Raw genomic sequence first — 18,987 nt, forward strand, 5'->3', positions numbered from 1 at the left:
TCATTCTTCGATGAGACGGGTGCCGGCGCGTAAGCGGACAGGGTTCCCGGCGGTGCCCTGCTCGTGTTGGCGAGCGCATTTGATGCAGGTGCAGGTGCAGGGCCGCGGACGCGGCCGGGCGCGCGTTGCACGACGAAAGTGCGCGAAGCGGCCAGCGGGACCGTCGCGCGCTTCGCGGTCGGCTTGACGGATGGCATTTCGAAGCTGGCCGTCCATGCCATTCTTGCTCCTTTGACGCAAAAGGTGTTGAGTGCGGCGCATGCGTGAGCGCGTTCGTGATCACGAAAAAGAAGGTTCGGTTTTTCCGAAGCTGCATTTCCGTTATTTCTGCTTTTTCCTCGACGCCTTCTCACCGTACTCTTGAGCCGTACCCACGAAGGAGGTGTCTCATGCAAGTCCTGTTCAAGTCCCGCGACCGTGAAGCCGTCCGTCTGCGCAGCTTCGCGCGCCAACGCATCCGGTTCGTGTTTCGCCGCATGGACTGGCTGATTTCGAAGGCGACCGTCAGCATGTCGGACATCAACGGCCCGCGCGGCGGACTCGACAAACGCTGCCAGGTGCAGGTGCAGACGCCCGATGCGACGCCTGTCGTCGTGACGTCGATCGCAAGAGACTGGCGCGGCGCACTCGATCTCGCTCTGGCCCGCGCGGCGCGTTCGATCATCCGCAGGCAGCAGGCGCGCATTGCGACTCGGGGTCCCCGTGATTTCGATGCGGTTTACCGGGGTAGCGGCCTCTAGGCGCGACAAGGCCTAGCGGACTGCCCCTAAAACAATGCCGCTCGATTGGTTCTGGAAGGCTCGGATAGCAACGCACCGCTGGGCGCTGCCTATCACCGAAGCTTGGCGGCCGCCGGGTAATTCGCTTCCTGGCATTGCCATATCGGGCCCCTCAGTCGGTTGCAACCGGCGAACGCGGCGACGAATTGCCGGGACGTCGCCGCGATAAAGGCGAGATCGATTGTGCGACTGCAGTCAATACCCACGAAACAGCGTACTGCCGGCTTTCCACCAACATCCGTTGGTAAAGTAGTGAACGAACGACCGCAGTACTTCAGGAAGAGACGGTGGCAAGAGCTGTTGTCGAATGACATAAAGGGTCGATGGGCGACCTTTGCACGGTTCCATTTCTCGGCTCGCAAGGCGCGATCGGCCCAATGGAACTATCGCATTGCGATCATCGTCAGCGCAGCCGTATCGCGGACGACGCCGGCGCCTTAGTCGGGTTCCGCCTGCCGGCATTCCGCCTGATACCAACGCCACCGTTTTGCTGGAGCCTATTCATTTATCGCCGCTGCTCAATTCGTGATGCTTATGCGAGTGCGTGGCCATCCGGCCGGGTGCGGCCATCGCCACCCACCGGCACGTCCTCTCACGAGGACATTCGAACGTCGCGTTCACATCGGAAACGACCCCGCTAAACGTTGAACAGTTCGCTACGCGCCGCGTCCATGATCATCGCGACAGCCGGGTGGCTGATGTGGCGCTCGATAGAGATTGCAAAAAATTCCTCGACGATCGAATTGATCTGCCCGACTATCGTCAGGTTGTGCTCTGTCTGCAACTGGCTTTCGAGCACGGTTGGCGCGAACAGCAGGCCGCGGCCTTCGCGGCCGAATGCCATGGTCATCGCTCCGTCGTCGAACTCGCCGACGATGCGCGGCGAAATGGCGTGCGAGGCGAGCCAGTGATCCAGCTTGCGCCGCACGGCGGATTCCGTGCCGGGCAGTAGCACAGGCAGCTTGTCGAGCGACATCGGGAAGCGTTTTTTGCTGCCTTGAATCAGCGCCTGGGTTCCGAAGCAGCTTAGCGTCGAACGTCCGAGGCGGTGATTGAACGCCTTGATGTTGACGTCGACGGGAATGGGGGCGTCCGCGATGATCAGATCGAGGCGGTGCACGGCCAGTTGCGCGAGCAGCGCGTGCAGTTTGCCTTCGTGACAGATCATGCGCAGCGACGCCGACGCGCTCAGCGCGGGTTCCAGCAGCCGGTACGCAATCGCCTTGGGGACCGAATCCGCGATCCCGACGCGAAACCGCGTTTGCGCACCGGATTCGCTTTCGCGCCGCACAGCGCTTTCGAGTTCCGAACCTAACGAAAATATCTCGTCGGCGTAGTCGAGCGCGAGGCGCCCCGCATCGGTCAGTTCGAGCGTGCGGCCGGTTTTCCTGAACAGCTTCTTATCCAGCGCCTCTTCGAGAAGCTTGATCTGGCCACTGAGCGTTTGCGGCGTGATGTGCAACTGCTCGCCCGCGCGCACGATGCCGCCCGCGCGAGCCGCGACCCAGAAGTAATAGAGATGCTTGAAATTCACGAACCCTCCACCGATTACGGAAAGATACGTTTTTCTCGAAGTATCAACAATAAAAATACGAATTTTATGTTGGCATGAGCTCAGTTAGATTAAAACCTCGCCCCGAAGCGTCGGCGGGCGTTTCATGACAGCTGACAGAGGTGACATATGGCATCGGTTGCAGAATTGCTGCGTGCGAAAGCTTCCCGGACAGTGTGGTCGATCGAGGCATCCGCTTCGGTTTGCAACGCGATATCGATCATGGCTCACAGGGAGGTTGGAGCGCTCATCGCCACGCACGACGGGCGCATAGCCGGCATCGTGACGGAGCGCGATTACGCCCGGAAGATCGTTCTGATGGAACGCTCGTCAACGAATACGCCTGTGCGCGACATCATGTCGACGGCGGTGCGTTATGTCAGTCCGGAGCAGACGACGGACGAGTGCATGGCGATCATGACAGAACATCGGATTCGCCATCTGCCTGTGATCAGGGCAGGGCAGGTGACAGGAATGGTGTCGATCGGCGACCTGATCAAGAACCTGATTTCCGAGCAGGAACACACCATCCGGCAACTGGAGCACTACATCCACGGCAACGGTTTTCACGCCGCTTTTGATGGATCGAAGGCACAACCAGCGGCGAGCTTGCGTAGCTAAAAATATTACTGTTCGTAATGTATTTGCGCGCGCAAATGGAGCGCGTTGCGGGCAGTTTCGCGACTCATCGAAAGAGGTTTTTATGTACACGCAAATCATCAACAAATTACGACTTGCTGCCGGTGCAGTCACGCGCGGGACGGCCGTGCTGGGTCTGGCGGGACTGCTGGCGCTGGGCGCCGTGGCGTCGAACGACGCCGAGGCGAAGCGCGTAGGCGGGAGTCAAAGCATCGGGCGGCAGTCGCAGACGGCGTCGCCGTCTGGACAAGCGCAGCAAAGCCAACAGGCACAACAGGCACAGCCGGCACAGCCGGCACAACAGGCCGCGCAGGCGCCTGCTGCGGCAGCGGGTAACCGCTGGATGGGCCCGCTGGCTGGTCTCGCTGCGGGCCTTGGGATTGCAGCATTACTGTCGTCGTTTGGCCTGGGCGAAGGGCTGGCGCAGATGCTGTCGAATGCGTTGCTGATCGGGGCGGTGATTTTCGCCGGCGTGATGCTATTCCGCTTTATCGCCAACCGGCGTCGTCCGGATCTTGCCTATGGACACGGTCCCGTGAACCGCCAGCAAACGAACGGCTCACGGTTTCTGAATCAGATCCCGCAAGCGCGGCCTGAAGCGAACTTGCGGGGCTGGCCGAACGCGGCGATGGGTTCGACGGGAGCAGCGGACACGGAGAGGACAACGGGACTACCACTCGAGCAAGATCAGGCGGCGTTTCTTGTATCGGCAAAGACCTTGTTCATGCGCCTTCAAGGTGCATGGGACCGGAACGAGCAGGGTGACCTGTTCGAATTGACGACGCCGGAGATGTTCGCGCAAATCAAGCGGGACCTCGAAGCTCGGGGTCGCCAGGTGAGTCATACGGAAGTCACGCAACTTGACGCGGAAGTGCTTGGCACAGAACGCAATGCGGATGAAACGCTGGTTAGCGTTCGCTTTTACGGTCAAATGCGGGAAGACGATGCGCCGACTGCCCAGCCGTTCCAGGAAGTCTGGAACATGGTCAGCGACGCACGTGGCAACCAGGCGTGGCGACTGGCCGGCATTCAGCAAATTGACGGATGAGAGCGTTGAAACCGGCAGCGGCCTGCTGCCGGTTATTCGTGAGGGTGCTGCGCGCCGCGGAACTACCTGAGACCAACCTGAGACCAACCTTTCGCCAGCGACCGTGCGTGAGAAAGTCGAGCGCCACTTGCGGAGTGGCAAACGCTGGGCGCATGAGGCGATAGTCGGCCAATTGCGGACCGTCCTCTGCGGCTCGGTGCGGACATTTGACGGTCGCCTACAATTCTGTAGCGGCCACTCGGGGATGGACTTGGTCAACCTTTCCATCGTGTGCATGTCGGTGTTGTTTGTCCCGTATCAGGTCGCCGTGCCTCGCAAATCTCTAATATGCTGATAGACAGTGGCACGTCCCATCCCCAACACATTCGCGACGTAGTTGGCAGCGCTCTTCCCCTTGAACGCCCCTTCGGCCCACAGCGCTTCGACGATCTCGCGACGATGGTCGCGAGTCAGCGAATTCAGCGCCAACTGACGTTCCTGGAGCCACGTGTGAAGGAACGTGTTGATGCGTTCCTGCCAGTCGTCCTTGAACAGCTCTTCGGGCTGCTTAACCACGCCGGCGCCGGAGATCACACGATCGATCACATGTTTGATGTCTTCGAACACGGCGATGTTGTAGTTCACGCACATCACGCCGACAGCGCTACCGGCATCGTCGAACAACACCGTGCTGACGCACCGCATCCGCCTCCCATCCCAATTGATTTTCTCATACGGCCCGACCGTACCGGACTCCGCGGAATGGTCGATCTCTTCCAGCGCGGAGTCGTCGCCGAGTTCGCGCTTCGACAGATTATTGGCGATATAGGCGATCGTTTGACTTTGCAGGTCATGAATGACGATTTCGACGTACGGGAAAAACAGCAGCGCAATGCCATCGGCGACACGGCTGTAGCGATCCAGAAGTAGCCGACGTGCGGCCGTTGTCTTGGGCTTTCGCATAGGGATGGGTGCTTGCAGGTTTCTGAAAGTCCACTCGGGTGGGCGGGCGGTATTGCAGGTCCGAAAATGTCCCGCATTTTGCCATGAGCGATACGGTACTTCTGCTCGATAGCACGACGGCCCGGAGGCGAAGCGACTGAATCGGCCGGCTTGGATGAGTCATGCAGCAGTTTTCCGTCAATGCGTTCGGGAAGTACGGCATTGCCGGCGATCATCGCGATACGCTGGCCCGGTGTCGCGAGATGAAGGTGCGCCCGTGCGATAAAAACACCGGGGGTCGAGCACGATGTCATGTTGGATCGCCAGCTTCGCGAGTTCCAGCTTCAGTGCTTGCGACGGACTGGTCGCCGTGGACCGGACCAGCATGTCGGCGAACAGCCTTTGCCATTGCTCCGGCGACTTGGCGCGATCTGGCGCTTCGGCAAGATCGTGGCGATCACTTCCATGCCCGCTCGAGCAGTCAGATATTTGAACAGTTCATAGGCAATCGCCACGTCTTCAAGACCCAGCCCGATCGAGCGAAAAAACGTATGCTTTTTTCGATAGGATGGCTTGATCGCTTCGCCGCACATGAGTTCAGCGAGATCGCCCAGCACGGCTTCGGGGCGCCAGCCATGGTGTTCCGAAGCCAGCTTCATCTCGCCCGCACTGGCTGGGGTGGTACGGCGGTAGTCGCAATAGACGTCCATGTCGGCAAGCCATGCGGGCGGAATCTCGTGAGCGTTCGCCACGTTGGTGCTGATAGACGTGATGAGCGCTGGCTTGCCGAGCATGTTTTCGTGCAGCACCGGGGTGCCCGACGAGGTACACAGCGCAACGACGTCGGCGTCGGCGACACAGTCTTCGATCCTTGTGCAGATGGAGACTCTTTCATCGAGCGCCGCGAGCTGCGCACGTTTTTCGGTGTCGTTCGCAAGTCCGGGCGAAAACACCCGAATCGATTGCCACGGCCGCACCGACGCCAGATGGCGCAAATGAGCCTGTCCCACCGCACCCGCGCCGACAATCGCGAGCCGGCTCGCATGATCAGCGGCGAGTTGCTCTACCGCGAGTGCGGTCGCCCCGGCGGTGCGCTCGATCGTCAGCAGACCTGAATCACACCACATCAGCGGTTGTCCCGTTTCCATCGACATCAATGCCGTCCACGCGGTAATGATCGGCTTCGCCTGCGTGACGATGTATGGCGACAGCTTCGCGCCGAACACCTTCGCGTCCGCCATCACGCCCAGATATGTGATGAAGTCGCCTGCGCCCTCCGGAAAAAGAGTCAGCGTCTGTGGCGGTTGCGCCGCCATGTGGCTTCCCAGCGCGCGAAACATCTGCGCCAACACGCTGCGCACGTCGAGGTGAGGTAGTGCCTCGCGAACGCCTTGCTGGTCGACGATCAGGGGCAATGCGTTTTCTGACTGGCTCATTGAACTGCGCTCCAAAACGTTGCCGGGGTTCGGCGGTGAGGCGATTCTAAGCAAAAATGTCCAGTCTGGACATTCATTTTGAAAATGGCTTGCTTTTCTATCTGTCCAGAATAGACTGTCAATCCAGAGCAGGAGTGAGCCCGGCGCGTCAGCCGCCTCATGCGATGTTTCGGAGCGGGTCGGTCAACCGTCGCGCATGCCTTCAATTGTCGTCGCCCAAACACACAGGGAACCTCTTATGTTTCGGAAGCTTCAACTTTCACTTTTCGTCGCTGCTGCGTTGGTGGGCTCGCTCGGGACCGTCGGCGCGCAGGCTCAGGACACCTTGCGCTTCGGCATCGAGGCAGCCTACCCGCCGTTCGAAAGCAAGTCGCCGAGCGGGCAGTTGCAGGGCTTCGACGTCGACGTCGGCAATGCGGTCTGCACGAAGCTGGGCGTGAAGTGCGTGTGGGTCGAAAATGCGTTCGATGGACTGATTCCCGCGTTGGAAGCCCGCAAATTCGACGTGATCAATTCCGCGATGAACATCACGGACAAGCGCAAGCAATCGATTGAATTCACGAAGCCGATCTATATCGTGCCGATCGTGATGGTGGCCCGACGTGGCTCCGGCCTGTTGCCCGACGTGAAAAGTCTGCAGGGCAAACGGGTGGGCGTGTTGCAGGGGTCGTCGCAGGAGGATTTCCTCAAAGCTCACTGGGCGAATGCCGGCGTAACGGTCGTCTCGTACCAGGACCAGGATCAGGTCTACGCCGACCTGATTGGTGGGCGCCTCGACGCTGCCGTTCAGGAAGCGCAAACTGCTGAGGACGGTTTCCTCGGCAAGCCCGCGGGCCACGAGTATGCGATCGTCGGCAAGCCGCTGAGCGATCCGGCAACGCTCGGCGAGGGCACCGGCTGGGGCTTGCGCAAGACCGACAAGGCGCTGGTCGCGAAAGTCGATGCCGCGCTCGACGCGCTGAAGAAAGACGGCACGTTGAGCAGTCTTTCGCAGAAGTATTTCAACCGCGACATCATCGCGAAGTAACGGATCCACGAGCCGGCGCCAGAGGTTTCGCACCGGCTTGCTGCGCAGAACGCGGCAGTCCGGCGTCCAGTCCCGACGGAAAGAAGAGCGAAGCGAGCTTATGGATTTCGATGTGATAGTGCTGGGTGCCGGGATCGTCGGCGTGTCGTCCGCGCTGCAGTTGCAGGATCGATGCCGCCGGGTGGCACTGGTGGACCGGCGCGCTCCCGGCGAAGAGACCAGCTTCGGCAACGCGGGGCTGATTGAAAGCTCTGCGGTCGTTCCCTACGGTTTCCCGCGCGATTTCGGCACGTTGCTGCGCTATGCAAAGAATCGTTCGACCGACCTGTACTGGGACTATCGGGCGTTGCCGCACTTTGCGAGCTGGCTGGCGCGCTTCTGGTGGGAATCGTCCCCCGAGCGATTGATGGCCGCCGCGCGCGACATGTTGCCGTTGATCCAGCAAAGCGTTGCGGAACATGATCGGCTTATCGAGCGCGCGCAACTCGGCCATCTCGTTCGCGACAGCGGCTGGATCGACACCTATCGCACCCCAGCGGAATTTTCGCGGCAGGCGGCGGCCGCCGCGATGACTGCCAAGACCTATGGCTTGCGGGTCGTGGTGCTGGATTCGGCGGCGCTGGCCGCGCGCGAGCCGGGCCTCGCGGACGGCTTTTGTGGCGCGTTGCATTGGCAGGACCCGAAGAGCATCGTCAATCCCGGGGCACTGACCAAAGGTTATGCAGATCTTTTCGAAGCAGGCGGCGGGACGGTGTTCACCGGCGACGCCACCACGCTAACGGCGCAAGCGGGGGCCTGGACGGTTCAGACGTCATCGGGCAGGATCAGCGCAAAAGAAGTCGTGGTGGCGCTCGGTTCATGGTCTGACCGCGTTTTCGCGCCGCTTGGCTACCGCATTCCTTTGCGCGCGAAGCGCGGTTATCACATGCACTACCGTCCCACCCGGCAGATGCTGTCGATGCCGTTCGTCGACGCGGAGCAGGGCTACGTGGTAGCGCCGATGGAAGGGCGCTTGCGGCTGACCACGGGGGTCGAGATCGCACGGCGCGACGCCAGGCCCACGGGCATCCAGCTCGACCGCGCGGAGCGCACCGCCCGGCCGAGCTTCGGTCTGGGTGAGCGACTCGACGCGAGTCCGTGGCTCGGCCTGCGTCCTTGCACACCCGACATGCGGCCCGTCATAGGGCGCGCGCCGCGCCATCCCGGGTTGTGGTTCGCATTCGGTCACAACCACCATGGCTTGACCCTGGGTCCTGTGACCGGGCGACTGCTGGCGGAGATGATGACAGGGACACCGACCTGTGCGGATGCGCGTCCGTTTCGCGTTGAACGGTTCCGTAGTTAGCGACAGGAACGGCCCGGCCCTAAAGATCTAGTTGGGTGGACTACGATCAACTTTTGTGCACGTCGAGGAGCCGCGCAAATGCTGGGATTCCGATGCTCCTCCCTATTTGCGTTCTTTTCCTGATCGGGACCGTGACAGACATTGTGACCGCCGGTACTGTCAACGGCTGTTGAGCATTCAGCAGCAGTCAACCACGGTATAACTGACGACCGTCCGGCATGGGTCGATGCCGGCCTCTCGTTGCCACGCACGCCGCTCGCTCAACATACGCAATCACCGATCCACGCACGACGCCGACAGCCACGTCGGTCCCGCCGATGCCCCACCTTTCTGGCCTAATATATCTCGAAAGAGCATCCGCCCGGGGGCATCATGAAAGCACTTATCGTTGCTGCGACATTGACGGCTGGCTGTTCCATCGCCTACGCGCAGACTTACCCGCAGGAAGCGCTGGCTGACCAAAGCATGGGGGCCTATAGAGCGCAATTGGAAGCGCAGAAGCAACAGATCGAACTCCAGAACGAACAACTCCAATTACTGAAACAACAGCGCGACCTGGATTTGGTGAGGCAGCAGCGCGAACTGAATTCGCTGAGACAACAGCGCCAATTCGACTTGCTGAGACAGCGGCGCTAGATCGCTGTGAGGCGCGGCACCCGCCTCAAGATCCGGCTTGGCAACGGCCATTGCAGCGCCGAACGCTCTGCTCGCACCAGCCGAACGTCGCGACCGACATCGTGTTCGAAGCGGAGAAGAACTGCTTGTAATATCGATCGAGGGCGGCGGGGCGGATCAGCGCAGATGTCCCCGCCGTAGGTCGCTCTCGCGCGCGGCGACCGCTCACATGACGTGGACGAGATCAATGTAACTGCTTCTTCAGATCGCTCAGTTCGGCGGGGACGGGCAAAAATAGCCTTCCACCTCGCCCCGACGGCCATAGCCATAAGTAAAGCGGACCCATCATCGGCTTTTTTATTGCTTTACCCGCTCCTCGTTCTAACCGACAGTAACCTCAGCGCGCCGCCACGGCAGCTTGCAGCCGAAACGCGATTGATCAGTGCTGACGGCTACCGACGACAATGATGACCTGCATTGCAGCAAATCTGCGGGTCCGGGAGACGAGACGATGAGTCATGTGGAAGCTTAATCAACTATCGGCTTACGAAGTCAGGGCCATTCACTTCGGGCAACGCACGGTCGGCCCGGCCATGGGCATATCACTTTGCCGCTATCTCTGTTAATGACGCTGGATTTATTGCGTCATCGCGATGCACGCCTGCAGGGACCTCTCGAAAAGGTGATGCCTAACTGGGAATTAACGAACACCGAAAACCATACCGCTCCGGCAAGTTTCACGATTCCCAATAGCAAAGATATCGATGTCTGGTTATCTAAATTATCAGAAAGACAAGGCATCGAGATGAAGACTTCAATTAATGATTAGATCCCGGATTGTTTTTTATATTTAACCGACATTCATACTGGATTCGATATGTCTAACCATGTGATTTTGCCGCGCATCCTCCAGGTCGGCGCCAACGCCAGCGGGACAGTTCCCACGGTTCTGGCGACTCTCGGCTGCAGTCGACCTCTGATCATCACCGACAAGATGATGGTGCAGTTGGGCTATGCCGGGCGCATTCAGGAAAATCTCGCCGCCAATGGCATGACAGCCGAAATTTTCGCTGATACGGTCCCCGAGCCCACGGTTGACTCGATTCGAGCTGGCGTGGAGAAGGCTCGCGCAGGAGACTACGACAGTATCATTGCACTGGGCGGCGGCAGTCCGATCGACAGCGCCAAGGCGATTGGCATTCTTGCCAAGCATGGTGGAGAAATGCGCGACTATAAGTTTCCGCGCATTGTTACCGAGGTTGGGTTGCCCATTATCGCGGTGCCCACCACTGCGGGAACCGGCTCGGAAGTGACCCGTTTCACGATCATCACTGACCAGCAGAACGACGAAAAAATGCTCTGTGTGGGCATCGGCTTCATGCCCGTGGCAGCCTTGGTCGACTACGACCTGACCCTCAGCCTGCCGCCGCGCGTCACCGCCGATACGGGTATTGATGCGCTGACCCACGCGATCGAAGCCTACGTCAGCCAGAAAGCCAACCTGTACAGCGACAGTCAGGCCCTGGCGGCCATGCGCCTGATTGGCCCCAATCTGCGTAAAGCCTATCGATCCGGCCAGGATACAGCCGCCCGCGAAGCCCTGATGCTTGGTTCGACGCTCGCCGGTGTGGCGTTTTCCGCTGCGTCCGTGGCGCTGGTACACGGCATGAGTCGACCGATCGGCGCCTTTTTCCACGTTCCCCATGGGCTGTCCAACGCCATGCTGCTGCCTAGTGTGACCGCGTTCTCGATCCCGGCGGCGGAAGAACGCTACGCTGATTGCGCTCGTGCGATGGGCGTGGCCGACAGGCAGGACAGTACGCAGGCCGCCAACGCCAGGTTGCTCGCTGAATTGCGGTCGATCAACGATGACCTTCAGGTGCCGACGCCCGAACAATTTGGTATCGACCGCGAGCGCTTCTTCAGCTTAATGCCGACCATGGCACAGCAGGCTCTGTCCTCCGGCTCGCCTGGCAATAACCCACGCGTGCCCTCGGTCGAGGAAATGGTCGAGCTCTACCGCGGTCTCTGGTAAGCAAATTCCCCCCTTCAAAAAGCCGCATCTGAGCTATCAAAGTGAAGGTCATTCAGATGCGACAACATCTCTTGGCATCGGGAAGCAGAACCCGATTCCCATCGCCCATTTTTGTGGCCCTTAGAGCCTGTTCCGATCCCAGCAAGGAGTATGAAATGCAGCCCTTCAACGACGACGCAGACGTGGTTCACTTCATCAACGGTCGCCGCGTGCCAGGCACCGGCACTCGAAAGCAGCCGATATTCAACCCCGCGACCGGTTCTCCGGCACGCATGCTGCACCTCGGCGACGCGTCCGACGTAAGTGCCGCCGTAGCGTCGGGGAAACAGGCGTTCCAGGGATGGAGTAATACGCCACCCATCCGTCGCGCGCGCGTCATGCGCCGCTTTCTCGAACTGATGAACCAGCACAAGGACGAACTGGCAGCGATCATGACCGCCGAGCACGGAAAAGTGTTCAGCGATGCGCAAGGCGAAGTGGCACGGGGCATCGATGTGATCGAGTTTGCCTGCGGCATTCCGCAATTGCTGAAGGGTGACCATACGGAACAGGTGTCGACCGACATCGACAACTGGACGACCCGCCAACCACTCGGCGTTGTCGCGGGAATCACGCCTTTCAACTTTCCGTGCATGGTTCCTTGCTGGATGTTTCCGATCGCGATTGCCGCGGGCAATGCGTTCATTCTGAAGCCCAGCGAGCGTGATCCCTCAGCGTCGCTCTACATGGCCCGCTTGCTGCAGGAAGCCGGGTTGCCTGACGGAGTGTTCAACGTCGTGCAAGGGGACAAGATAGTCGTGGATGCTCTGCTCGAACATCCTGACGTAAAAGCGATCAGTTTCGTCGGTTCGACGCCGATTGCCAACTACATCTACGAGACGGGAGCAAAGCACGGAAAACGGATCCAGGCGCTTGGCGGAGCGAAGAATCACATGGTTGTGATGCCCGACGCTGACATTGATCAAGCCGTCGACGCTTTGGTCGGCGCAGGCTACGGCTCCGCGGGTGAACGGTGCATGGCGATCTCGGTCGCAGTCCTCGTAGGCGACGTTGCGGACAAGCTGATTCCGCGGCTCGCTGATCGAGCACGCTCCGTAATAGTAAAGAACGGCACGGAGCCCGACGCCGAGATGGGGCCGATCGTCACACGTCAGGCGCTGGAACGCATTGAAAACTACATCGCGATTGGCGTCGAAGAAGGCGCGTCGCTGGTTGTCGATGGACGTGGCCTCAAAGTTCCGGGGCACGAGGAAGGCTTTTTTACCGGTGCCACGTTGTTCGACCACGTCACGCCCGAGATGCGAATCTATCAAGAGGAAATCTTCGGACCGGTGCTGTCCTGCGTCCGTGCGAAGGACTTTACAGAGGCCGTCGACCTGGTCAACGCGCACGAATTCGGCAATGGCGTCGCCTGTTACACTCGCGATGGACACATCGCGCGCGAGTTTGGCCGGAGAATTGAGGTTGGAATGGTTGGCATCAACGTACCGATTCCGGTACCGATGGCGTGGCACGGATTTGGCGGCTGGAAGCGTAGCTTGTTCGGTGACACGCACGCGTATGGCGAAGAAGGCGTCCGGTTCTATACGCGTCAGAAGTCAATCATGCAACGCTGGCCGGAGAGTATCGAGCAAGGTGCCGAATTCGCGATGCCGACGGCGAGGTAGTCTTTCCACTGCAAAACCCGCTACAGCTCCCGTGCTGCCACATCCCGGCACGGGAGAGCACACTACCGGTCCTGAAGTCGCAGACCTTCAAATCCGAACGGAAGCGCCCGACATCATGCGCTGCGGCAAATGTCGACAACCGTGCGACCGCTCAGCTTTCCATCCATCATTTGCACGGCTGCCTCCGGCACGTCGTGCAACGCTATCCGGTGCGTGAGTTCGGCGAGCTTTGCTCGATCCAGATCCGCAGCGAGCCGATTCCACGCTATCTGACGATGAGCGATCGGACACATAACCGAGTCGATGCCCAACAGTTTTATACCGCGCAGAATGAAAGGCGCAACGTTCGCCGGGAACTCCATGCCTTGCGCGAGACCACATGCCGTTACGGCGCCGCCATATTTCGTCTGTGCGCATGCGTTGGCAAGCGTATGCGAGCCGACAGAATCCACCACCGCCGCCCAGCGCTCTTTCTGCAACGGCTTGCCGGCTGCCGACAGCGAGTCCCGATCGACCACATCGGCGGCGCCGATACGCTTCAGAAAATGCGCCTGCTCCGGCTTGCCCGTCGATGCCACGACCGTAAATCCCCAACTGCTCAATAGCGAGATTGCCACGCTGCCCACACCGCCGCTCGCGCCGGTCACGAGGACTTCACCGTCGGCCGGCTTGACACCGGCCTGTTCCAGCGCAAGGCAGGATAGCATCGCCGTGTAACCGGCCGTCCCGATTGCCATGCTTTCGGCCGTTGATAGTCCCTGCGGTACCGCAATCAGCCAGTCGGCCTTCAGGCGGGCTTTCTCTGCGAGGCACCCCCAGTGTGTTTCGCCGAGGCCCCATCCGTTGACGAGGACAATATCTCCCGCTTTCCAGCGAGAATCTGTTGATGTCACCACCTCGCCGGCGCCATCGATACCCGCGACCATTGGCCAGGCGCGTACGACCGGACCGCGGTTCGTGACCGCTAGCGCGTCCTTGTAGTTAAGCGTCGAGTGCGCGATACGAATGAGCACTTCGCCGGCTGCGAGGGGATGCTCGTCGAGGGTTCGGTCATCGAGGCTGGTAACCCCGGCCGAAAAACCGCTGTCATTCTGCTGCAGATAAAGGGCTGAAAAAGCCATGCTTGACCTCTTTGACGGTAAACGCAGGCGGTCAGGCATGGCGAAGTGATACATCCGGACAACATAAACCATTCAAGGATGTACCACTGCGCCATGCCTGACGGCTTCCACGGGCATAAGGCGACAGGTGCCGCGGCAAGCAATGTCACGTCGCTATCTGTCGCGCCGCGCTTCTGGACCTCAGCCACTCCATCGTCACCAGAAGCAGGCTCGAAAATACAATCAGAATTGTCGCAAGGGCAGCAATCGTCGGCGTAATGTTTTCCCGGAGGCCGATGAACATCTGCAACGGCAATGTACCTTGTGTCGGACCCGCGATGAACATCGTGATGACGACATCATCGAGCGACGTGGCGAATGCAAACAGGGCTCCAGAAATAACGCCCGGCGCAATGATCGGCAGGGTGACGGAGAAGAACGTCCTGACGGGCGACGCACCGAGGCTCAGGCTCGCGCGCACGTAATTCTGGTTGAACCCGGCAAGGGTGGCGTTGACAGTGACCACCACGAATGGAGCAGCGATAGCGGTATGACCCAAAATCAGACCAAGGTACGACCCGGCTAAGCCCCACTTCGCAAAGAACAGATACATCCCGACGGCAGTGACGATCACCGGCACGATCATCGGCGAGATCAAAATGCCGATCAGCGCGCCCTTGCCTTTGAACGTCGCCTTGTTGAGGCCCAACGCGGCCAACGTCCCGAGGACAGTGGCCAGGATCGTGGCAAGCGGGGTTACGATGAAGCTGTTTTTTCCGGCACGAAGCCAGTCAATGGACGTAAACAGATTGTGGTACCACTTGAACGAGAACTTGTGTATCGGATAGACCAGGAATGTATTGTCCGTGAAAGAAAGCGGGATGATCACCAGTATCGGCAAGACCAGAAAAAGCAGGATCATGACATTGGTCGATCGCAAAAAGTAGTGCCACGCGATCTCGGGAGCCGATGTATAAGGTGCAAAACGCAATACGGTCGTTTTCATGGTCCTAACCTACCTTCAGTTCGTTGCCGACGATCTTTCGATAAACACCGAAGAGTATCAACGTCACGAGAAGCAGAACCGCTCCCAGTGCGCACGCCATGCCCCAGTTCAAGGCCACATTCGTGAAATAGGCGATGTAGTAGCTCACCATCTGGTCGCCGGCTCCGCCCAGCAATGCCGGAGTAATGTAGTAGCCCAAAGCCGTGATGAATACCAGCAGTCCGCCGGCGCCGACTCCTGGCAGCGTTTGCGGAAAGTAGACCTTCCAGAACGCGCCGAACGGGTGACTACCCAGCGAGATCGCTGCCTTCGTATAGCTGGCTGGCACTGATTTCATGACGCTGTACAGCGGCAGAATCATGAACGGCAGGAGGATATGAGTCATCGAGATCAGCACCCCCGTCCGGTTGAACAGCAGTGTCAATGGAGACGATATCAGGTCCAGCGACAGCAACGCCTTGTTGACGAGGCCCGATCCTTGAAGGATGACAATCCAGGCGGAGATCCGCACGAGGATCGAAGTCCAGAAGGGAAGGAGCACCAGGATCATCAGCAGATTTGCCTTACCCGCCGGCAGACTGGAGATCCAGTATGCCAGGGGGTAGCCGAGGAGCAGCGCGGCGAGCGTTACCAGGCCGCTAATCACGAACGTTCGCATGAATACCTCCCGATATGCCGAGGCGCCTGGATCAACCGGAACGATGTCACCAGCAGAATTGCGACGGTAGTCCATCGTCGCGAGGAGATACTGGCTTGTGTATCGGGATGAATCTTTAGCGATTACCTGCCAGTAACCGGGATCTTCCCAACGCCGGTCGATTTCGATCAGCTTTTGTCGCACCTCGTGCGCAGGCAGCGCTGAATCATCGTCGCCGAACGGAAGTGCGCTGGAAGTCTTGTAAAACAGCGAACGGAAACCCTCCTTCTGCCCGTTCAGTCGACCGGCAGCGGTACCCGAACTGTTGTTCCCGCCGTTGCGCTCGATATCCAGCATCAGCCCGCGAAAAGCGTCATCCGGAACTGCCGATTTCCGATCCCAGTTTCGCAGCGCCGCCGTCGTGTCTGGTAACGCGTCAACGACTTCCGGACTCTGAATCGACCGCGAAATCATGGATGCAACGGGCATCACGAATACCAGAAAAATGAAAATAGCAAGAGGAGCGACCAGCGCCAGCGCCGCCATCTGTTTACGTAAATTCACGTTCCTAAGCGATCGCTTGAGCTCACGCAAATGCCAATCCTGCTGCTGAGTAGTTACCGCGCTCATGTCTCTCTCCTTCGCGTACCCATGTGTTCGAGCGATGGGTACGCGATTCGCGTTATTGCGCTGCCCACGCGGTGAAACGCTGTTCTAGCGCATCACCATGGTCGGTCCAGAACCCTACGTCGTTGGGGATAGCATCTTTGCCATTCTTCGGCGAGTTAGGCAGGTTTGCAAGAGTGGTTGCATCAAGCAACTTTAAGGCGCCCTTGTTGGTTGGCCCGTACGGAATGTGCTGCGCGAACGCAGCTTGGGACTGCGGTTCGAGCACGTAGGCAAGGTACTTCTCGGCTGCGTCCTTATTTTTCGAGCCCTTCGGAATTACAAAATAGTCCAGCTCATAGATGCTTTGGTACCACGAAATACCCAGGTTCTTGTTCCCCGCCCGCATTGCGGCATCGATGCGGCCGTTATACGCGGTGGACATCGAAACATCACCGGCGACCAGGAACTGGGGCGGCTGCGCGCCAGCCTCCCACCACTGAATGTATGGCTTGAGCTCGGCCATCTTCTTGAACGCCCGATTGACGCCAGCCTCCGTGCCCAGCACGGTGTACACGTCTTTCGCCGGAACGCCATCTGCCATCAGTGCGAATTCGAGGTTATAACGCGCCTCCTTTTTCATGCCACGCTTGCCAGGAAATCTCTTGACGTCCCAAAAATCCTTCCAGCCCTGTGGCGTGCCCTTCGTCAGCGTCGGGTTGTATGCCAGCACGGTCGACCACACGAATGTACCGGCAGCGCAGGGAGTCACCGATCCAGGCACCAGATCACCCTTTTTCGCGATCTTCGACCAGTCGAGCTTCTCGAAGAGTCCGTCCTGACAGCCGCGTCCGATGTCTGCCGACTCGACTTCAACGACATCCCACGTGACATCTTTGGCGTCGACCATCGCTTTGACTTTGGCCATTTCGCCCGTGTACTCAATCGCATTCGTCGGAATACCGCTCGCTTTCGAGAACGGTTCAACCCAGGCAGCCTTCTCGGCGTTCCCCACGGCGCCACCGTAATTGACCGTCGTAAGGCCGTCGGCCAATGCGAAAGCGGAACAACACATCATGGCAGCCACGCCGACCGTATTTCTAAAGAACCTCATTTCGTTCTCCTTGGCACAAGGTGATTTCGCTACGCGTGGTCAATTGAAAACTCTTAGATGATCTTCATGAAACGACAACGCGATTCGATTTCCCGGTTGGACATGGGCCGCCCCGTCCTGCCCGAGCGGAACCTTCACGAAACACTCTGTTTCTCCGGGGCAGCGGCAGCGTAGCCGGACGTGATCGCCGAAGTAGATCATCCCAAGCGTTTCGCTGTTGATGACATTGCGCTGCTGTTCGGATTGCCGTCCAATCGAGAGCCGCTCGGGACGGATCACCCCTGTGGCGTGGCTACCGACATTGAGCCCGGCAACATTCAGCGCGCGTACGGTCGTACCGTCTGCAATGCGCAATTCGCAATAGTTACCATCCCGGCTTACGACGGTGCCTTCCACCCGGTTACTGTCACCAATGAAGTTGGCTACAAACAGATTCCTCGGCGATTCGTAGAGCGAGTCGACCTGGTCGAGCTGTTGGATCACCCCCTGATCAAAGACCGCTACTCGATCAGACATCGTGAGCGCCTCACCTTGATCGTGTGTGACGTACACAAAGGTCAGGCCAAGAGATTCGTGCAATGCCTTGAGCTCTATCTGCATGTGCTCGCGCAGCTGTTTGTCCAGCGCGCCAAGCGGTTCGTCCATCAGCACAAGCTTTGGGTTGAACACCAACGCACGCGCAAGCGCCACTCGCTGTTGCTGACCGCCTGAGAGCTGACCTGGCATTCGCTTACCCAGCTTTTCCATGTGGACCATCTCGAGCGCCCGCTTGACGCGCGCGGCCCGCTCGTCTGGCGGCATCTTGCGAACCTTGAGGGGATACTCGAGGTTCTGTCCGACGGTCAGGTGTGGAAAGAGTGCATAGTTCTGAAATACCATTCCAATGTCGCGTTTATGCGGCGGAATACGATTAAGTAACTGACCATCCAGCCAGATTTCGCCATCGGTTGGGTATTCGAACCCGGCGAGCATCATGAGACAGGTGGTCTTTCCCGAGCCAGACGGACCAAGCAAAGTGAGAAACTCCCCCTTCTGGATGTCGAGATTCAGGTCTTTGACGACGAGTGTTTCTCCGTCGTATGTCTTCCGAACATTGCGGAAGCTCACAAATGTGTTGCCCTGGTCTTGCATGATCGTTACCCTCAATGTCTTTCGGTGCGGAAGGCACCTGGCAGCGCAGGCGGTAGTGCTGTGTCTGCAGATCGGCTGCGGCGACAGGGAGGCGCACAGGGTACCTCCTTCCCCGTGCCTCGCCATGGGCGTTTTCGCGCCATGTGCTGCGTAGCTCGATTGAGGTTCTCGATAACGATTTCTGCGCCTCGCCGGGTGTTTTCGGTACCCGGGAGCTTGCGGTGTCGTACGTGCATCTTCGTCTCCAATCTTATAAATATTCGAACACCCCTTCGCTACAGCCTTTTTTCTTCTAGGGTGCTTGCTGCTATCGGCCGCGCCCACCCATC

Annotated in this window: 16 protein-coding genes and 1 pseudogene; 9 read left to right on the top strand and 8 right to left on the bottom strand. The window is 59.2% G+C overall.

Annotated elements, in window-relative coordinates:
• Positions 1 to 135: 135 nt before the first annotated feature.
• Positions 136 to 234: pseudogene (locus tag HDG34_RS39600) on the top strand (LysR family transcriptional regulator); the annotation flags it as partial.
• Positions 235 to 389: 155 nt separating this feature from the next.
• Positions 390 to 740 carry an HPF/RaiA family ribosome-associated protein gene (locus tag HDG34_RS32560; protein WP_184066411.1) on the top strand — a complete coding sequence of 117 codons (351 nt, stop codon included), beginning with the start codon at positions 390 to 392 and terminating at the stop codon, positions 738 to 740.
• 676 nt (positions 741 to 1,416) lie between these two features.
• On the opposite strand, the gene nhaR is transcribed toward HDG34_RS32560, so the two are convergent.
• Positions 1,417 to 2,313 (bottom strand): transcriptional activator NhaR, encoded by an 897-nt coding sequence (nhaR, locus tag HDG34_RS32565; protein WP_018419936.1) that lies wholly within the window; start codon positions 2,311 to 2,313, stop codon positions 1,417 to 1,419.
• Between the two features lie 147 nt (positions 2,314 to 2,460).
• Here nhaR and HDG34_RS32570 point away from each other — a divergent pair, with 147 nt between their 5' ends.
• Together HDG34_RS32570 and HDG34_RS32575 are read left to right on the top strand one after the other, a co-directional pair.
• Entirely contained in the window at positions 2,461 to 2,952 is a 492-nt protein-coding gene (locus HDG34_RS32570) for a CBS domain-containing protein (protein ID WP_184066412.1), read from the top strand.
• An 82-nt stretch (positions 2,953 to 3,034) separates the two neighbouring features.
• Positions 3,035 to 4,018: a Tim44 domain-containing protein gene (locus HDG34_RS32575; protein WP_184066696.1), complete on the top strand. Its 984-nt coding sequence runs from the start codon at positions 3,035 to 3,037 to the stop codon at positions 4,016 to 4,018.
• A gap of 297 nt (positions 4,019 to 4,315) precedes the next feature.
• On the opposite strand, the gene HDG34_RS32580 is transcribed toward HDG34_RS32575, so the two are convergent.
• Together HDG34_RS32580 and HDG34_RS32585 are read right to left on the bottom strand one after the other, a co-directional pair.
• Positions 4,316 to 4,960, bottom strand: a complete 645-nt coding sequence (locus HDG34_RS32580; protein ID WP_008923557.1) for a transcriptional regulator — start codon at positions 4,958 to 4,960, stop codon at positions 4,316 to 4,318.
• Positions 4,961 to 5,283: 323 nt separating this feature from the next.
• Positions 5,284 to 6,375 (bottom strand): ornithine cyclodeaminase family protein, encoded by a 1,092-nt coding sequence (locus HDG34_RS32585; protein WP_311734901.1) that lies wholly within the window; start codon positions 6,373 to 6,375, stop codon positions 5,284 to 5,286.
• Between the two features lie 238 nt (positions 6,376 to 6,613).
• On the opposite strand from HDG34_RS32585, the gene HDG34_RS32590 reads away from it, so the two are divergent.
• The 5 genes from HDG34_RS32590 (at position 6,614) to HDG34_RS32610 (ending at position 13,064) form a co-directional block, all read left to right on the top strand.
• Positions 6,614 to 7,402 (top strand): ABC transporter substrate-binding protein, encoded by a 789-nt coding sequence (locus HDG34_RS32590; RefSeq protein WP_184066415.1) that lies wholly within the window; start codon positions 6,614 to 6,616, stop codon positions 7,400 to 7,402.
• Positions 7,403 to 7,502: 100 nt separating this feature from the next.
• Positions 7,503 to 8,747: an FAD-binding oxidoreductase gene (locus HDG34_RS32595; RefSeq protein ID WP_184066419.1), complete on the top strand. Its 1,245-nt coding sequence runs from the start codon at positions 7,503 to 7,505 to the stop codon at positions 8,745 to 8,747.
• A 372-nt stretch (positions 8,748 to 9,119) separates the two neighbouring features.
• Complete coding sequence (locus tag HDG34_RS32600) at positions 9,120 to 9,383, top strand: hypothetical protein (RefSeq protein WP_184066422.1); 264 nt, start codon at positions 9,120 to 9,122, stop codon at positions 9,381 to 9,383.
• A gap of 856 nt (positions 9,384 to 10,239) precedes the next feature.
• Positions 10,240 to 11,397 carry an iron-containing alcohol dehydrogenase gene (locus HDG34_RS32605; protein WP_184066425.1) on the top strand — a complete coding sequence of 386 codons (1,158 nt, stop codon included), beginning with the start codon at positions 10,240 to 10,242 and terminating at the stop codon, positions 11,395 to 11,397.
• A gap of 155 nt (positions 11,398 to 11,552) precedes the next feature.
• Positions 11,553 to 13,064, top strand: a complete 1,512-nt coding sequence (locus HDG34_RS32610) for a CoA-acylating methylmalonate-semialdehyde dehydrogenase (RefSeq protein WP_184066426.1) — start codon at positions 11,553 to 11,555, stop codon at positions 13,062 to 13,064.
• 113 nt (positions 13,065 to 13,177) lie between these two features.
• Here the strand turns inward: HDG34_RS32610 and HDG34_RS32615 are convergent, their stop codons facing one another.
• The 5 genes from HDG34_RS32615 to HDG34_RS32635 form a co-directional block, all read right to left on the bottom strand.
• Positions 13,178 to 14,185: an MDR family oxidoreductase gene (locus tag HDG34_RS32615; protein ID WP_184066699.1), complete on the bottom strand. Its 1,008-nt coding sequence runs from the start codon at positions 14,183 to 14,185 to the stop codon at positions 13,178 to 13,180.
• A 145-nt stretch (positions 14,186 to 14,330) separates the two neighbouring features.
• On the bottom strand, positions 14,331 to 15,170 hold the full coding sequence (locus HDG34_RS32620) for an ABC transporter permease (protein WP_184043501.1): 840 nt from the start codon (positions 15,168 to 15,170) through the stop codon (positions 14,331 to 14,333).
• A gap of 4 nt (positions 15,171 to 15,174) precedes the next feature.
• Positions 15,175 to 16,437, bottom strand: coding sequence for an ABC transporter permease (locus HDG34_RS32625; protein ID WP_184043502.1), 1,263 nt, complete (start codon positions 16,435 to 16,437; stop codon positions 15,175 to 15,177).
• Positions 16,438 to 16,489: 52 nt separating this feature from the next.
• Complete coding sequence (locus HDG34_RS32630) at positions 16,490 to 17,527, bottom strand: ABC transporter substrate-binding protein (RefSeq protein ID WP_184066428.1); 1,038 nt, start codon at positions 17,525 to 17,527, stop codon at positions 16,490 to 16,492.
• A gap of 39 nt (positions 17,528 to 17,566) precedes the next feature.
• Positions 17,567 to 18,658, bottom strand: a complete 1,092-nt coding sequence (locus HDG34_RS32635; RefSeq protein ID WP_018419956.1) for an ABC transporter ATP-binding protein — start codon at positions 18,656 to 18,658, stop codon at positions 17,567 to 17,569.
• Positions 18,659 to 18,987: the final 329 nt, after the last annotated feature.

Source organism: Paraburkholderia sp. HC6.4b (assembly GCF_014200875.1).
Classification (GTDB): domain Bacteria; phylum Pseudomonadota; class Gammaproteobacteria; order Burkholderiales; family Burkholderiaceae; genus Paraburkholderia; species Paraburkholderia tuberum.

Excerpts from the sequence above, each read along its gene's own strand:
- HDG34_RS32560 (WP_184066411.1), top strand. The coding sequence starts at position 390 with ATGCAAGTCCTGTTCAAGTCCCGCGACCGTGAAGCCGTCCGTCTGCGC.
- HDG34_RS32570 (WP_184066412.1), top strand. The coding sequence starts at position 2,461 with ATGGCATCGGTTGCAGAATTGCTGCGTGCGAAAGCTTCCCGGACAGTG.
- HDG34_RS32575 (WP_184066696.1), top strand. The coding sequence starts at position 3,035 with ATGTACACGCAAATCATCAACAAATTACGACTTGCTGCCGGTGCAGTC.
- HDG34_RS32580 (WP_008923557.1), bottom strand. The coding sequence starts at position 4,960 with ATGCGAAAGCCCAAGACAACGGCCGCACGTCGGCTACTTCTGGATCGC.
- HDG34_RS32585 (WP_311734901.1), bottom strand. The coding sequence starts at position 6,375 with ATGAGCCAGTCAGAAAACGCATTGCCCCTGATCGTCGACCAGCAAGGC.
- HDG34_RS32590 (WP_184066415.1), top strand. The coding sequence starts at position 6,614 with ATGTTTCGGAAGCTTCAACTTTCACTTTTCGTCGCTGCTGCGTTGGTG.
- HDG34_RS32595 (WP_184066419.1), top strand. The coding sequence starts at position 7,503 with ATGGATTTCGATGTGATAGTGCTGGGTGCCGGGATCGTCGGCGTGTCG.
- HDG34_RS32600 (WP_184066422.1), top strand. The coding sequence starts at position 9,120 with ATGAAAGCACTTATCGTTGCTGCGACATTGACGGCTGGCTGTTCCATC.
- HDG34_RS32605 (WP_184066425.1), top strand. The coding sequence starts at position 10,240 with ATGTCTAACCATGTGATTTTGCCGCGCATCCTCCAGGTCGGCGCCAAC.
- HDG34_RS32610 (WP_184066426.1), top strand. The coding sequence starts at position 11,553 with ATGCAGCCCTTCAACGACGACGCAGACGTGGTTCACTTCATCAACGGT.
- HDG34_RS32615 (WP_184066699.1), bottom strand. The coding sequence starts at position 14,185 with ATGGCTTTTTCAGCCCTTTATCTGCAGCAGAATGACAGCGGTTTTTCG.
- HDG34_RS32620 (WP_184043501.1), bottom strand. The coding sequence starts at position 15,170 with ATGAAAACGACCGTATTGCGTTTTGCACCTTATACATCGGCTCCCGAG.
- HDG34_RS32625 (WP_184043502.1), bottom strand. The coding sequence starts at position 16,437 with ATGAGCGCGGTAACTACTCAGCAGCAGGATTGGCATTTGCGTGAGCTC.
- HDG34_RS32630 (WP_184066428.1), bottom strand. The coding sequence starts at position 17,527 with ATGAGGTTCTTTAGAAATACGGTCGGCGTGGCTGCCATGATGTGTTGT.
- HDG34_RS32635 (WP_018419956.1), bottom strand. The coding sequence starts at position 18,658 with ATGCAAGACCAGGGCAACACATTTGTGAGCTTCCGCAATGTTCGGAAG.